Source organism: Gordonia bronchialis DSM 43247 (assembly GCF_000024785.1).
Classification (GTDB): domain Bacteria; phylum Actinomycetota; class Actinomycetes; order Mycobacteriales; family Mycobacteriaceae; genus Gordonia; species Gordonia bronchialis.
Genome location: NC_013441.1, coordinates 518,359 through 532,555, shown reverse-complemented (window position 1 = coordinate 532,555; position 14,197 = coordinate 518,359). Strand labels below are relative to the sequence as shown.

Sequence of the window (14,197 nt, the reverse complement as noted above, 5' to 3'; positions counted from 1 at the left end):
TCTGCCGGCTGAGCCGAGCCGACCAGCAGCAGGTGGGCTACCCGCCCCGCCGGAAGCGCTCGGCGTAGTCCCGGAGAAACAGCGCCTCCACCACCGACATGTTCTCGATCTCCGACGGCGCCACGCTCTCGTTGGGCGCGTGGATCAGGCATTGCGGTTCCTCGACGCCCATCAGCATGATCTCGGCGTCGGGGAAGGTCTCGGCGAAGACATTGCACAGCGGGATGGAGCCACCCTGACCTTGGACGAGGACGTCGGTGCCATATGCGGTGCGCATCGAATCGACCAGCGTGTCGTAGCCGACCCCGCCGGTGGAGCCGACGAACGGTGATCCGACGGCCTCCCGTTCGAAACTCACCCGGGCGTGCCACGGGGCTGCCGCCGTCAGGTGGTCGACGAGCGCATCCTGTGCGACCTGCGCATCCATCCCCGGCGGCACTCGCAGGTTGAGCCGTGCTCGCGCCTTGGCCTGCACGGCCGCCGACGATCCGACCACCGACGGCGCGTCGATGCCGAGGACCGTCAGAGCCGGTTGCGCCCAGACCATTTCCGAGACCGAACCCGAACCCACCAGATCGACACCGTCGAGAACCGTTGCGTCGGTGCGGAACTGCTCAGCCGGATAGTCGACGCCATCCCACGACTGGGTGTTGTCCAGCCCGGTGATCGTGGTGTTCCCATCGACGTCGCGCAGCGTGGCGAGCATGGTGATGAGCGCCGCCAGGGCATCGGGCGCCGCACCGCCGAACATCCCGGAATGCATGGCCGAACCCAGGGTCTCGACGGTGACGACGACGTTGGCGATGCCGCGCAGCGTGGTGGTGAGACTCGGTTTGCCGACCGCGAAATTGCCTGAGTCGCAGACGAGTATGGTATCCGCCCGCATCAGTTCGGGATTCTTGGGGACAAAGTCCTCAAGCCCACCGGTGCCCTGCTCCTCCGAGCCCTCACCGATGATCTTGATGTTGACCGGCACGTCCCCGCCGAGCGCCCGCAGCGCGGTGAGATGGGTGGCAATGTTGCCCTTGCAGTCGGCCGCACCGCGTCCGTACCAGCGTCCCTTACGTTCGGTCAGCTGCCAGACCGGCGAGTCCCATTCGTCATCGCCCAGGGGTGGTTGCACGTCGTGATGGAAGTAGAGCAGGACCGTCGGCGCATCCTCGGGGCCGTCGAGGTGCCCGGTGACCGCCTTGCTGCCGTCGGCGGTCTCGTGGGCGGCCACGTCGGCGAGGCCGGCCTCGGTGAACGCCTCCTCGAGCCAGGCGACCATCTTGTCGCATTCCTCGGGCGGCTGCTGCTCGGCATCGTGCACCGACCGGAACCCGACCATCTCCGTCAAGTCCTGCTGGGCCTGCGGCATCAGGTCACGCACCCGTTCCCGCAATGTCTCTTCGCTCATCTCACCCTCCGGATCTCTCGGATTCGTGTCCGACGGCTCAGCCGTCGGTTCTGGATTCGACCGTCTCATCATGCGCCTGCTGCCGATCGCGATGCGGCCATACCGCCCACACTATTGCGCCCGCAACGAGTGTGAGCGCGGCCGCGGAGAGCATGGCCACTCCGAGGCCGCGCGAGAACGCGTCGACCACTGCTGCGGTCACCTTGTCCTGCAGTTCGGCGGGCAACCGCGACAGCGCGTCGTCGTAGGAGGACGAGTTGACCAGGGCCGCGTGCGCCTGATCCACCTCGGCATCGGTCAGTCCCGAATGCTGCACGGCGTGGCCGGAATCGGCCAGGGTGAGACCACGCGTCAGTGCGGTGAGGATGGCGACGCCCAGCGCACCGCCCACCATGCTCGACATCTTGAACACGCCCGCCGCGGTACCCGACAACGCGGCCGGGACCTCACCGACCGCGGTGTTGGACACCGGTGTGGAGAGCAGCCCCAGTCCGGCGCCGATGACGATGAGCGACACCACGATCAGCCACATCGAACTGTCTGACTGTAGGGGCGTCAGGACGGCCAGACCAGCGCCGAGCACCACCAGGCCGACGATGACGGGTATTCGGCCACCGACCCGGCTCTCGAGCCGTCCACCCATCGGTATCAGCACGAAGATGCCGAGGATCGCGGGCAGCATCAGCAGTCCGGCCGTGACCGCGCTGTAGCCGCGGGCATTCTGCAGCCACAGCACGAGCAGGTAGCTGAGGCCCGCATACACGAGGTTCATGGTGAGGTTCGCAATCAGCGCACCGTCGTAGGGCCGCAGCCGGAACAACGACAGATTCACCAACGGACTGCTCACCCTGCGTTCGACGACGACCCAGACGAGCGCCAGGACGACGGCGGCCACCAGCAACCCGAGCACCAATGGGCTTGCCCATCCCGCGGTGGGTCCATCGGTGAGTGCGTAGAGCAGCGCGAAGATCGCGAGGCCGATGGTCGCCAGTCCCAGCCAGTCGATACGGCGATCGACCGTGTCGTCACTGGTTTCCGGTGTGACGGAACGGATCACGGCCACCGCGGCGACTGCCAGCGGCAGATTGATCCAGAACAGCCATCGCCAGCCCGGACCGTCGGTGATCACCCCGCCGATGGCGGGTGCCAGCGCCTGGCCACCCCAGGCGACCGCCTGCCAGATCCCGAAGGCGGTGAGCTGTGCGGCCCCGGAGAACTGGACCGGGATCAGCGCAAGTGTCGCGGGCAGGATGAGTGCGGCGCCGATCCCCATCAATCCGCGCCCGGCGATCAACACCCCCACGCCGGGGGCCAAAGCGGCGACCCCGAAGTCGGCAAAGGCGAGCCACACGAGGCCGGCGGCGGTGCAGGTGGCGGCCAGCGATATCCATCGTCGCCGCGACGGCACCTCCCCGTCGGTACCGGTCATTTCGCGTAGTGCTGGTCAGCGATGAAGTCTTCCACTGTCGGCAGATTCTCCGGACAATAGACCTCGACGAACAAACGAAGTCCCTCGAATACGTTCTCGGGCAATATGATCGGCCGTACGTAGAACTCGCCGCCGACGCCGATCTGGGTTTTGAGGTATCCGAGTTGAGTCTCGCTGCCCGCCGCCGCACACACCGTCCCACCGTCGTCGCCGAGACGTTGCGCGATCTGGTCGGCCGGAATCGGGGTGGCCAGCCCGTGATCGTGGAACGTGCTGATGAGTTGATCGGCCTTGGCGCGGGCCTCGGCGTTGTCGCGATGGTGGTCGTAGCTGACCAGCATGACCACCAGCAGCACTACCAGCACTGCGCCGACGGTCCAGTAAATCGCCTTGTGGCTCATGACTTCTCCTCGGGGGTCGCGACGACCGTTTGCCAACTCGGCTTTCGCAACCAGATCAGCAGTCCCGGAATGATGAGCCCGAGTAACAGGATCCCGCCGCCGACGATCCCGACGAACACCCACGGACTGCCCCCACCGAATTGTGACGGCGGCACAAAGCTGATCGCGATCGCCGCTATCGAGGCGACGAGTCCGACGCCGCACAACAACGGCAGCGCCGGCGCACGGTAAGCCGCGGGGATGGTCGGGCGCGATCTTGCGCAACCGGTAGGCCGCGACGAACAGCCACAGGTAGACCAACAGGTACACCGATGTGGTGATGGTCATGAAGATCCAGTAGGCGTTGGACACCGCGGGCACCAACGCAAACAGCAGGGCCAGCGCCGTGGTCACCCAGCCCTGGACCACCAGGATGTTCTGCTGCACACCGACTTTGTTGGTCTTCTGGAAGTACGGGGGCAGGTACCCACCGACCTGAGCCACCAGGAGCAAGCTCTTCGACGGCCCCGACAGCCAGGTCATGAATCCGGCCAGCGAGGCGATCACGATGGCCAGCCCGACGATCGGCACGAGCCACTGCAATCCGAAGTGGCCGAAGACCACCTCGAATGCCTGCATCACGCCGGCGGTCAGACTGATCTGATCCGACGGCACCACCCAAGAGATGGCCAGCGGCGGGAGGATCAGGATCACCAGCACCAGGATCACCGCGAGGAACATCGCGCGCGGGAACTGCTTGCCTGGTTCCTTCAACTCGTTCACGTGCACCGCGTTCATCTCCATACCGGAGCACGCGCCGAAGTTGCTGACGATCAGCACGATGCTGGCGATGCCGGTCCAGGCCGGCAGCAGGTGACCGCCGGTCATCGGGGCCGCGGACGGATTGCCCTGCAACAGATAGACGACGCCCAGCAGAACCAGCAAAGCCCCCGGGATGAGAGTGCCCACTAGAACACCACTCGACGCCAGTTTGGCGATCACACCGATACCACCCCGCAGAGCGAGCAACACCCCGGACCAATAGACGACGATGATCACGACCGCGGTGAAGACGACACTACTGGCCAGCCCCGGATTTATCACATACGCCGGCGTGCTCGCCACAAACGACAGCAGCGTCGGATAGTAGAAGATGGTCATCGCGAACTGATGCCAGGCCGCGGCAAAGCCCATGTTGGGCGAAATTCCTTCTGTCACCCAGCGATACACGCCGCCGGACCAGCCGGATGCCAACTCGGCGGAGACCAGGGCGGTCGGGACGAGGAACACGATGGCCGGTAACACGTAGAGGAACACGCATGCCAGGCCCTAGACTGCCATCGTCGGCGCGGGCCGTAGGCTCGCCACCGAGGACACGGTCATCAGGGCCAGCGCGGTCCAGGTGATGTAGCTGGTCGCCGGTACGGCCCTTTTCCCGATCGCAGTCGTACGCGCCTGCTCGTCGCCGGCGTCAGATTCGGTGGCCATACTCGTCCTCCTAGAGAGGTGGGCAAACCCATGTCGGAGCGTCCCATTGCTCCTGCGGGAGAACATCACCCGCAGGGAGTGAACCGAGAGGCTGCCGCCGGCGGAGGGGCGCCATCACATCGTCCGCTCCGGAGATTCGGTGCAGACCACTAAGGTTCGGGGTATGAGTTCTCCGACGGCTCCGATGATCGCCTGGCGCTGGTTGCCGGCCCTGACCGCGGCGATCGCGGTCATCCCGGCGGTGGTGGTCGCGGCCGGTGGCGATGTCCAGAAGGGCGCCGCGCTGGCGGTGGGGATCATCCCGGCCGTGATCGCCGGAGTCCCCCGGGAACGTCGCAGACGGGTCATCATCCTGATCGCCGGACTGGTGCTGGGGGTGCCGATCCTCGTCGGGGCCACCGTCGCACCGTGGCCGGTGGCCGCGGTCGCCACGATCTTCCTGCTCCCGGTCGGCGCCACCTGGCTGGCGAGTCGCATCGACAGACCGCGGCTGGCAATGCTTCTCGTCGTCATCGCCCCCGCCCTGGTGGGCGTCGGGTTCAGCGAGGACGGGTTCGGTAGCGGGCTCGTCCTGGCCCTGCTGTTCGTCGCGGGATCGGTGACGACCTTTGTCGTGGCGATCGTCATTCCGCCGGCGTGGATCGCCGAGACGACACCCGCTACCGGCCAATCGGCCGCGATGCCGGGCCTCGGCTACGGAATCCTCCTCGGGGTAATCGGGGTGATCACCTCATCGGTTGGCTTTGCGCTGCACTTCGATCATGTCGGGTGGGCTTGCGCCGCAGCGCTTCTCGTCATGCGTCCGGATGCCGGGCTGCAGAAGTGGCGCACCCTGGGCCGCTTCGTGTCGGTCAGCGTGGGAGCCGTGGCCGCCGCACTGCTGGTGGAGCTCGGAGCACCGCCCGCCGCCTTCGCCGTCGCCATCGGCCTGGCCATCGTCGCGGCCGCCGGTACCCGTGGCAGCCGCTGGTACATCCTGCCGACCTTCACCACGTTCCTGGTGATCACGATGCTGAGTTACTCGACGGACTCGGCCGCCGGCCGCGTCGACGAACGGATTGGCGAGACATTGTTCGGCCTGGCGGTGGCAGCGGTGATCGGGCTGGGAGTGCCTGCGCTGCTACGGCGTCGGCCGCAGCAATCACCCGGCCTGGGTGGTGCCACAGACGCCCCCGACGACGCACCATGAGGGCAACGACGTTCCGAGGTGTCGAGGCGGCTACACATGCGCGATCCGTTCGAGTACGAGTTCACGGTCGACGGTGAGCTCTCGGAGCGTGCGTTGGCCGCGTTCCCGGAGTTGCGAGCCGAGGTCGACCGGCAACAGATCGCCACAAAGCTGACCGGCGAGCTTCCCGACACCGCCGCCGCCCGTGGCGTGATCGCCCGTCTCGATCAGCTGGGCCTGACCCTGCTCTCCTTCCGCAGATTTCCGTGATCCGCCGATTACCGTGAAGCTCACAGCAATCCGGCTCGACGCGCCACCATCACGGCGTCCCGGCGGGTCGACACCTGGAGTTTGCGGTAGATACTCCGGCTGTGGGTCTTGACGGTGTTGACCGACACCGACAGCATGCCCGCGATCTGGTCGGCCGTGTACCCCGACGGCAAGAAGTCGAGCACCCTGCGTTCGGATGGTGTCAGGTGGAACTGCTCAGGAAGGGCTTGCGCGCGGATGGCCCGCATCGCCTTGGCGGCCAGCGCGTCGAGGTGCCCGAATGTCCCCACATGACGTGCCAGTTCGTCGGCGATCACCTCGCCACCTTCGAGAAGCGGTGCGATCATTCCCGACGGCGCACCGGCCGCCAACGCCCGGCGCAGGCCACGGTGGGTTGCGTATGAGTCGCTCAGCTGCGCCGAGGTGTAGGCGTACATGGCCCACGCCGACATCGCGGTGGAGGGATGAGCGGCGTCGGCAGCGTCGAGAATCGGCGTGACAGTCTTGCGTGCCGCATCGAACCTCGAGTTGGCAACCATTGCCACCGCGGTCGCGATGGCCGTCTCCGGCCCGGGGCCGTATGACCTCTCGGTCGCGGCAACGAGTCCCGTGATCCCTTCCGTCCCGCCGACCGCGGCGCACATGTAGGCCACTCGCGGCAGAAGGACCACCGCGGGATACGGATAGGCCTCCGTCCGGATCATCTCGGTCAGTGCTCGACAGGCATGTACCGCCGTGTCATATCGGTCCTCGGCCCCCGCGAATCCGGCGATCAGCATGAGGAGCGGGGCACGGGGACCGGTGACCGCCGTGGTTTCCGACGCCGGCCGGATCATCGGTTCGGAAGCGGGCGGTTCCCCGGCGAGGTACTGCCCCATCGCCTCCATCGCCGCACACTGCGCGACGTAGTTGTCCGCCTGCCGGCCGCACGCACGCGCGCTCTCGATGGCCGTGCGTGCCCGGCTGCGCATGCACGCCAGGTCCCCACGCCGACCTGCTGCGGCCGCGCGATGAGCGCCGATCCGGACGCGCAACAGGTCGAGAGATGCCGCCGTGGCGATGGCATCGGCGCGACCCAGACTCTTCTGGCCCAGGACAGGTCCCCACGACTGATGTGCACCGAGCCTGCGGTCATGAGTGCAAACGCCCGCACCTCGTCCTGAACCCCGACCGGGTCGAGCCATCCGATCGGGCGATCATTCCCGCCCGGTCGGTGTCGGGCGTCGGCGACGAGCCGAAGCGCCCCGAGGAGGCAGGTCAGATCGGCGCCGGACACCGCCGCCCGGTCGACCTCGTTCAGGTGCATGCTCGACGCCGCCAGGTCGCCACGTTCGGCCGCCACCAGCGCTCGCATGATGGTGGGCTCGGCCGACCCCGGGGCCACCCGGCACCATCGGTTGAGCAGCACCTCGAAGCCGGCGACGTCGCCGGCGATCACCATCCGTATCCCGCTGGTCACCAGTACGGTCGACAATTCCTCCGGGTCTGACATCTGAAGGGCTAGTGAGAGAGCGTCCACACTTCTGCGCCGATGCATCGACCACATTGCCGCAGAACGCAATACGTTGTCCGGCGAGATCCCACTGCGCCGGAGTTCGGCCTGCAGGTACGCCCGGACCAGTCCCGGGTACGTGTAGTAGGTGCGGGATTCGCGATACCCGGCGATGATGACCGGAAATCTTTGTGCGGCCAGGTCCCACAGCGCTGTGTCGATGTCGGTGACGTCGTGCCCGGTGCCGGCGAGGTGGATGGCGAGGTCGCGGTCGAACGACTGGACCACGGCGGTCCGGCAGGCCAGCGCACGTAGGTGTTCGGGGAGATCAGCGATGAGGGAACCGATCAGATCATCTGTCGGCGGACGCGGCGACGACGCGAGCCCGTCGATGCAGTCATCGACGTCTCGCCGGCCGGCAAGTCTGTCGGCGACTGCGGACACCAGTATGAGCCAACCGCTGGTGAGCTCGCGAATCCGTTCGGCCTGAACGTGATTCAGAACGACGGCGGATTCGCCCAGCGAGTCGGCGATCTCGTCGGCCCGCAGGGCAAGGTCTGTCTCGCCAATCCGGGTGAACCGGTGATCTCGGGCGTACCGATGCCAGGGCAGCGGCGGGTCGTACCGGGCGCAGAAGACGATCGCAGTGTGTGCGGGCATCCGATCGAGCAACTCGACGACGGCCGACACATCGTCGGGGCCCGAGATCTGGTGCGCGTCATCGACGATCAGGACCCGCCGGGGTGACGGGCCGGGCACGTCGGGATCGTCGGACACGAACCACTCGTCGGGCATGCGAGTCCAGAAGTCACGACTGGGGGCGCCTCGGTCCCAGGTGACCACCGACGCCTGACGCTCCAGCACCCGTGACCACTGCTCGAGGTAAGCGGTCTTCCCGGTTCCCGACGGCGCACTGACCAGGATCACGGAACCGTGCCCGGCACCGGTGCGGGTGGTGGCGGCGACGAGCAGGTCGGCAATGCGACCATGTGCGGGCGGGGCGAACTCATCGAAAGACGGCCGCTCGGCGACGGCACCCGGTGACGAGACATCCGCATCCGGGCCCACTCGGCTCACCCCGCTCTCGCCCCCGACATGGCAACTGTGGCACCGCTCCGCGAATGAGATTACCCCGGTACCACCGCCGATTCCGGCTTCGACCCAGTTCGATTCACCGCGCGGCGGCTACGTCCCGGACCTGGGGACCAGGGCCTTCGAGATCATGGACCTCGAGTTCGCCGGACTTGATCGCATCGATCATCCGAGCGTGGTCGCCGTCGTTGAGGTCGGCGTAGGCAATCGAGAACGCACCGATCTGTTTGACGAAGCCCCGGTTGTTCTCCAGGAATTCGGCGATCCCACGGCGACCCGCGGTGCGTGCGTGTGCCTGCGCGAGGGTACGTCCGCACAGCTGCGCGTAGAGCTGCATCGCCTCGGGCTCGAGCGCCTCGACGACGATCGATCCCTTCCCGTCACGCAACTGGCGGACGTAGAAGTCGCGCCGCTCACCGTTCTCGTCGTCGCCACCGGTCCAGCCGAGGAAGATGTCGCTGGCCGCCTGCAACAGCCGCTGCCCCTCCACCACCCGCTGGCCCTCGTTGGCGTAACCGGCGGCCGGGACGTAATCGGCCAGGACCGACCGCTGCGCCTCCTTGATCTGCAGGAACAGCGGGTCGTCGAGGTTCTGCCCGACGAGCAGCGCGATCCACGCTCGTGTCCCGACGCTGCCCACACCCACCACCTTGCGAGCCACGTCGACCATGGTGAACTGGTCGAGCAACGCGCGGACATGCCCCTGCAGACAGCCGCGATAGGCGTGCAGCCGCTCGTCGATGCGCTCGTTGGCGGTGTCGGCGACGTCGTCGGGGTAGAGCTCGTGGATGGGCACCAGCAGTGGCGGTTCGCTGCGGATGTGGGCCTTGCCGTCGGCATCGATCACGCACAGTTTGGACAACGCCTGCTCACTGTTGCGGTGACGAGCTTTCTTGAGCGCCTTCTGTGTTCGCTGGTTGATGGAGGTGTCGAGTTTCTCGCCGATCAGCGCGACGAGTTCGTCGACGTCCATCCGGGCATACCAGCAGTCCAGAGTGGACTTGGTGACGCTGTGTGCGATGGAGCGGCGGTACGCCTTGGCCACCGCGCGTGCACATTTGAGATTCGTCTTGTCGTCGAAAACGTTGTTCCGGCCGGCGACCACAAAGCTCGCCGCCAGGCGTTTGACGTCCCACTCGAAAGGCCCGGGATGGGTTTCGTCGAAGTCGTTGAGGTCGAACGTCATCCGACGCTCCGGACTGAAGAACAGACCGAGGTTGCTGAGGTGGGCGTCACCGCACAATTGGGTGTACACGCCGGAATCGGGGGTGCGCGACAGGTCCGCCGACATCACCGCCGCAGCACCCCGATAGAAGGTGAACGGCGTCGCCGCCATTCGTGCGTTGCGCACCGGAACCAGTTCGGCCACGCGGTTGCGCGCCTGTGCGGAAAGGATCGACAACGGATCTGCGCGCTCCGTCGGTTCGGGACACGACGCGAGATCGATTGCCGCAGAGTCGCTCATCATGATGGCCAGCTTCTCATCACGCCGCCGCACTCGTCGCCGCAGCTATTGATACGAGACGAACCACGGTGTCGGTGTGACCGCCATCGTCTGCGCCGGCGTGAACGTGGGTTTGTCCTCGGTGTAGAAATTCTTCCATCCCATCCACACCCCGGCGGGCAAATCCGTGATGAGTCGACGCCACGTGTCCATCTTCACCGGCGGCGCCCCGTGACCGTCTGCGTGCAGCAACACCTGGAGTTCGGGATGCGAGGTGATGATCTGTTTGCGGTTGGCCAGCATGTCGGAGTCGAACTGGTGCAGCACGAACAGCTTCTGGGGCAGCTGGTTGTCACGGATCAGCGTGGCCAGCCAGTCGGAGGTCCGATTGACCTCGGCCGCCTCGACCGACCCGATCTGGGTCAGATGCACCTGATTGGGCTTGAGCCGCCACTCCGGATCGAGGGCCAGACCCACGTGCGGTTGCCGCAGGAACTCCGCGTATCGCTTGGCCTGGCTGAGGAAGTCCATGCGTCCGGGTTGCAGATCGAGGGTGACATATACGCCGGCGGCACGGGCCGCGGCAATCCACGGTCGGATCACCGCCGGGTCGATCATGTTGGTGTACGTATTGCCCTCACCGGGGGAGGCCGACGCCACGGTCGCGATGATCTCGAACGCCGGGATGACCGGCACGCGGCTCACCCGCTGATAGTCGGCGGCCAGCCGCTTCGCTCGGGCGATGGACGACGGGATGTCTTGTCTCCCAAGCGGACCGAGCGCCGGTGCATCCGGCGACCCGTAGAGTGCGACCATGCGGCGCATCGGGAAGATGAGCTGACCACCGCCGGGCAGTTCGGCAACGGAGCGTGCCGCCGCCACCCGGCGCGCGAACTCGGCGTCGTCGCCGAACTGATCTCCGACGGCCAGCACCGGCGCATCCGAGTCCTTCAGCGCCGCAACCGATTCCCCGGTCGCCCGGGGATCGGCCACCGGCAGCGTCACGACGCGCGCCGACGCCGCCCGGGCCGTCGCCACCGCATCCCGGCCGGCCGTCGTGGTGACGTACACCAGCGGTGCCGGTCCGTCGGCGGGCTCGTTGCCGCTCACCGAATCCAGATCCCGATTGGGTGCGATCGCCCGCACGTCGTCGGGGACCGACCCCACGATGTGCAGCGATCCGACGCCGAGACGTCGAAGTTCCGCGGAAACGGTGTCCGCGCCGTCGGCGCCGACACCGAAGACCGGTACGTGCCGGCGGATGGCCTCATCGGTGGCCCGCTGCCAGTCCGCGTCGCCGGCGTCGGACCCGACGACGATCGCGCTCGCCGACGACCCGAACAGCTGACGGCTCAGCAGCACCGCAGCCGGCTCGGAGCCACCGATTACCGACACCCCGGCAACCTGAGTCGTGAGCATCACCGCCGGCCCGGACTGCACCACTGCCGCGGAGGCGGCGGTCAGCAGCGCGACGACCAAGCCGAGAACCAGAATCCACGCCATCCGGGCACGCGTCATCAGACCCCGTTTCACCTCTTCACTCGTCGCCTGCGGTCACTGCGTGTCAACGTACCAGCGGTGCGACGGCCCTTCCCGCACCCACGAGCTTGCGACACCCCACCTGCCACCCCGAAGGGTTGTGACCTGCTTCACGCCATTGCCGACGCGGCCGGTACGGTGTGGCCCATGAGTACTTGGGGTGTGGGGTTGGGACTCCTGTCGGCCGCGATCGCGGTCATCGCTTTCGTCCGGTATCGCGAGCGTGAGAGCGTGGCATTGACACGCAATACCGCGCTGGCCCGTGAGCTGCGCGCCCTCGCCGACGGCGACGAGGTCCGCCTCGCCGCGGTCGACGAGTTCGAGCAGACCATCTATCAGCGCCTCTTCTACGCCTCCGTGGTGGCGCCGTGGGTGCGCAGTTCGGCATGGGCGCTCCTCGGGACCGCCCTCGCCGGTGCCGCCGCCCTCACCATCGGTCCGCTCGACGGCGTCGTCGCGACCTGCCTCTACATCGTGGCGATCGGTCTCGTGATCGTCTTCGGGCTCGCCACCCTCGCCTGTGCGGGCACCGCCCTGTTCCACACCGCGACCACCCCACGCGTCTCGTTCAGTGAGTCCTACGCAACCGAGGAGAGCCCGGTCGACGAGGTCGCGGTCGAGAAACCCGTCGTCGACGAGCCGGCCCCGGAGACAAAGCCCCACGACAAGTCCTGACCGACAAGTCCTGACCTCGGGACTGGTTCCGCCAGACGAAGCGGACCCCACCGACAACTCGGTGGGGTCCGCTTTGTTCAGTTGTGGCCAGAGGCGATCAGGCGACCTGCGCCTGCCACATCCAGTGCAACTGCTCGAGCTTCGATGCGAAGCTGATCAGCAGGTCCTGGGTCACCGGGTCGGCGTCCTCGGTGGCCTCGATACGCTCACGCAGGCCGGCGATGACGGCCTTCAGGTTGGCGACGATGGCGGTCACCACATCGGTGTCCTTGGTCCATCCCTCACCGAATCCCTTGGTGTGCGCCGTTTTTGCCACGGTCTCGGCACGGCCGTCCGGGCTGACGCCGATAGCGGTGGCGCGCTCGGCTGCCGCGTCGGTGAATTCGCGTGCGACGGTGACGAGTTCGTCCAGTTCGAGATGAACCGAACGGAACTGCTGGCCGACCACGTTCCAGTGCGCCTGTTTGGCGATCAGGGACAGGTCGATCAGATCGACCAGCGTGTCCTGCAGAGCGCCACCGGTGATGGTCTTCTGCTCATCGGTCAGCGTGCTGGTGATGGGGGTTGCGGTGCTCATCGTTGTCACCTTTCCTTTCGTCGAGTTCTGCTGTGCGGCGACCTCAGACGCTGACGCTGACGGTCTGCGCGATGTTGCCGCGAGTCGCCTTCGAGTACGGGCAGAAGGCGTGTGCCCCGTCGGCGAGTTCCTGGGCCTTGGCCTCGTCGACGCCGGGAATGTAGACCTCGATGTCGGCGGTCAATCCGAACCCGCCGTCGGCCGGGTCCTTGCCGATACCGATGGTCACCTTCACGGTCGATTCGTCGGGCACCGGCGAGCCGGCCTGCTTGGAGGTCGCCCGCAGCGCACCGAGGAAGCACGCCGCATAGCCGGCAGAGAACAACTCCTCGGGATTGCTGCCCTCGCCACTACCACCGAGTTCCTTCGGCGGCTGCAGGTCGAGGTCGATCTGTCCGGTCTCGGAGACGACCTCTCCGTCGCGTCCTCCGCCCGATGCCTTGGATGAGATGCGGTATGCCGGTTCGATTGCCATGTGGTGGGTTCCTCTCTGATGGGTCGAGATGCTCGGACACCGTTACGGTTCAACGACCGTCAGGGTCGTCGAATTCCCCCGAACCCGAATATATTCGGACCGTGTGCGCCATGCGGGTGAACAGCAAAGGCCGTGCGGGGAAACATCTTTCGACATCTCGACCCGACACGGTCCTGCTGCCAGGCGGGCTGTACCTGAAACCACAACGCTGTCATACGATCCGATGTCATCGCGGGTCGCCGCCGGCCGAGACCTGCTGACATGCGGCGCATTCACCCCAGAAGATCACCTCGGCCTCGTCGACCCGATACCCGTGATCGCGATCGGGCGTCAGGCAGGGCGACCTGCCGTCGACGCAGTCGATATCGACGATCTCCCCACACGTCCGACAGATCAGATGGTGATGATTGTCGTCGGTGCGGGTCTCGTACCGCACGGCCGATCCCGCGGGTTCGATCCGACGGAGCAGCCCACGCTCCGTGCACGAACGCAGCACGTCGTACACCGTCTGCGTGGACACGCCGCCGAGGTTCTCGCGAACACCGGCCGCGACGAAGTCGGCGGTCGAATGGGGATGCTCGTCCAGGATCTCCAGCACGGCAACCCGGGGCGCGGTGACCCGCAGGCCGGCCTCCCGGAGTTGTCGATGGAGTTCCTTACGATCGAGCATGACCCCACTATAGAACCTAAACTGGAATATGTCCAGTTTCTGGAGGCTATCCAAACTCAGTCCACCCTCGCCCGGCATCCGGCCGAGTTGTCGTAGGTC

General features: G+C 66.6%; 14 protein-coding genes. 3 read left to right on the top strand and 11 right to left on the bottom strand.

Going from position 1 to position 14,197, the window contains the following annotated elements:
• Positions 1 to 37: 37 nt before the first annotated feature.
• The 4 genes from GBRO_RS02365 to GBRO_RS27450 are packed head-to-tail and all read right to left on the bottom strand — an operon-like array spanning position 38 to position 4,696.
• Entirely contained in the window at positions 38 to 1,399 is a 1,362-nt protein-coding gene (locus GBRO_RS02365; RefSeq protein WP_012832401.1) for a dipeptidase, read from the bottom strand.
• Between the two features lie 37 nt (positions 1,400 to 1,436).
• Positions 1,437 to 2,828 (bottom strand): MFS transporter, encoded by a 1,392-nt coding sequence (locus GBRO_RS02360; RefSeq protein WP_012832400.1) that lies wholly within the window; start codon positions 2,826 to 2,828, stop codon positions 1,437 to 1,439.
• Positions 2,825 to 4,525 carry an APC family permease gene (locus GBRO_RS02350; protein ID WP_321573974.1) on the bottom strand — a complete coding sequence of 567 codons (1,701 nt, stop codon included), beginning with the start codon at positions 4,523 to 4,525 and terminating at the stop codon, positions 2,825 to 2,827. The genes GBRO_RS02360 and GBRO_RS02350 overlap by 4 nt, the downstream gene beginning before the upstream one ends.
• A gap of 12 nt (positions 4,526 to 4,537) precedes the next feature.
• Positions 4,538 to 4,696, bottom strand: coding sequence for a hypothetical protein (locus tag GBRO_RS27450; RefSeq protein WP_321573973.1), 159 nt, complete (start codon positions 4,694 to 4,696; stop codon positions 4,538 to 4,540).
• Between the two features lie 163 nt (positions 4,697 to 4,859).
• Between GBRO_RS27450 and GBRO_RS02345 the strand changes: the two genes are divergently transcribed.
• Both GBRO_RS02345 and GBRO_RS02340 read left to right on the top strand, forming a co-directional pair.
• Positions 4,860 to 5,885, top strand: coding sequence for an FUSC family protein (locus GBRO_RS02345; RefSeq protein ID WP_012832399.1), 1,026 nt, complete (start codon positions 4,860 to 4,862; stop codon positions 5,883 to 5,885).
• A 36-nt stretch (positions 5,886 to 5,921) separates the two neighbouring features.
• Complete coding sequence (locus GBRO_RS02340; RefSeq protein WP_012832398.1) at positions 5,922 to 6,134, top strand: hypothetical protein; 213 nt, start codon at positions 5,922 to 5,924, stop codon at positions 6,132 to 6,134.
• Between the two features lie 20 nt (positions 6,135 to 6,154).
• Here the strand turns inward: GBRO_RS02340 and GBRO_RS02335 are convergent, their stop codons facing one another.
• The 4 genes from GBRO_RS02335 to GBRO_RS02320 form a co-directional block, all read right to left on the bottom strand.
• Entirely contained in the window at positions 6,155 to 7,012 is an 858-nt protein-coding gene (locus GBRO_RS02335; protein WP_169309855.1) for a helix-turn-helix transcriptional regulator, read from the bottom strand.
• On the bottom strand, positions 6,967 to 8,703 hold the full coding sequence (locus GBRO_RS26195) for a MalT transcriptional regulator family protein (RefSeq protein WP_012832396.1): 1,737 nt from the start codon (positions 8,701 to 8,703) through the stop codon (positions 6,967 to 6,969). The genes GBRO_RS02335 and GBRO_RS26195 overlap by 46 nt, the downstream gene beginning before the upstream one ends.
• A gap of 94 nt (positions 8,704 to 8,797) precedes the next feature.
• A complete protein-coding gene (locus GBRO_RS02325) occupies positions 8,798 to 10,186 on the bottom strand; it encodes a DUF2252 domain-containing protein (RefSeq protein ID WP_012832395.1) in 1,389 nt (462 codons plus the stop codon).
• A gap of 42 nt (positions 10,187 to 10,228) precedes the next feature.
• Positions 10,229 to 11,680, bottom strand: coding sequence for a hypothetical protein (locus GBRO_RS02320; RefSeq protein ID WP_012832394.1), 1,452 nt, complete (start codon positions 11,678 to 11,680; stop codon positions 10,229 to 10,231).
• 168 nt (positions 11,681 to 11,848) lie between these two features.
• Between GBRO_RS02320 and GBRO_RS02315 the strand changes: the two genes are divergently transcribed.
• Positions 11,849 to 12,376 carry a hypothetical protein gene (locus GBRO_RS02315; protein ID WP_012832393.1) on the top strand — a complete coding sequence of 176 codons (528 nt, stop codon included), beginning with the start codon at positions 11,849 to 11,851 and terminating at the stop codon, positions 12,374 to 12,376.
• A gap of 97 nt (positions 12,377 to 12,473) precedes the next feature.
• On the opposite strand, the gene GBRO_RS02310 is transcribed toward GBRO_RS02315, so the two are convergent.
• From GBRO_RS02310 to GBRO_RS02300, 3 genes are all read right to left on the bottom strand, one after another.
• The gene (locus GBRO_RS02310) at positions 12,474 to 12,953 is read right to left on the bottom strand and encodes a Dps family protein (protein WP_012832392.1); all 480 of its coding nucleotides are present in this window, start codon (positions 12,951 to 12,953) and stop codon (positions 12,474 to 12,476) included.
• 43 nt (positions 12,954 to 12,996) lie between these two features.
• Positions 12,997 to 13,428: an organic hydroperoxide resistance protein gene (locus GBRO_RS02305; RefSeq protein ID WP_012832391.1), complete on the bottom strand. Its 432-nt coding sequence runs from the start codon at positions 13,426 to 13,428 to the stop codon at positions 12,997 to 12,999.
• A gap of 226 nt (positions 13,429 to 13,654) precedes the next feature.
• Positions 13,655 to 14,098, bottom strand: a complete 444-nt coding sequence (locus tag GBRO_RS02300) for a Fur family transcriptional regulator (protein WP_041919680.1) — start codon at positions 14,096 to 14,098, stop codon at positions 13,655 to 13,657.
• Between the last annotated feature and the right edge of the window lie 99 nt (positions 14,099 to 14,197).

Bases quoted from the DNA above. Each gene is read 5' to 3' on its own strand.
- GBRO_RS02365 (WP_012832401.1), bottom strand. From the start codon at position 1,399: ATGAGCGAAGAGACATTGCGGGAACGGGTGCGTGACCTGATGCCGCAG.
- GBRO_RS02360 (WP_012832400.1), bottom strand. From the start codon at position 2,828: ATGACCGGTACCGACGGGGAGGTGCCGTCGCGGCGACGATGGATATCG.
- GBRO_RS27450 (WP_321573973.1), bottom strand. From the start codon at position 4,696: ATGGCCACCGAATCTGACGCCGGCGACGAGCAGGCGCGTACGACTGCG.
- GBRO_RS02345 (WP_012832399.1), top strand. From the start codon at position 4,860: ATGAGTTCTCCGACGGCTCCGATGATCGCCTGGCGCTGGTTGCCGGCC.
- GBRO_RS02340 (WP_012832398.1), top strand. From the start codon at position 5,922: ATGCGCGATCCGTTCGAGTACGAGTTCACGGTCGACGGTGAGCTCTCG.
- GBRO_RS02335 (WP_169309855.1), bottom strand. From the start codon at position 7,012: ATGGGGCAGTACCTCGCCGGGGAACCGCCCGCTTCCGAACCGATGATC.
- GBRO_RS02325 (WP_012832395.1), bottom strand. From the start codon at position 10,186: ATGATGAGCGACTCTGCGGCAATCGATCTCGCGTCGTGTCCCGAACCG.
- GBRO_RS02320 (WP_012832394.1), bottom strand. From the start codon at position 11,680: ATGACGCGTGCCCGGATGGCGTGGATTCTGGTTCTCGGCTTGGTCGTC.
- GBRO_RS02315 (WP_012832393.1), top strand. From the start codon at position 11,849: ATGAGTACTTGGGGTGTGGGGTTGGGACTCCTGTCGGCCGCGATCGCG.
- GBRO_RS02310 (WP_012832392.1), bottom strand. From the start codon at position 12,953: ATGAGCACCGCAACCCCCATCACCAGCACGCTGACCGATGAGCAGAAG.
- GBRO_RS02305 (WP_012832391.1), bottom strand. From the start codon at position 13,428: ATGGCAATCGAACCGGCATACCGCATCTCATCCAAGGCATCGGGCGGA.
- GBRO_RS02300 (WP_041919680.1), bottom strand. From the start codon at position 14,098: ATGCTCGATCGTAAGGAACTCCATCGACAACTCCGGGAGGCCGGCCTG.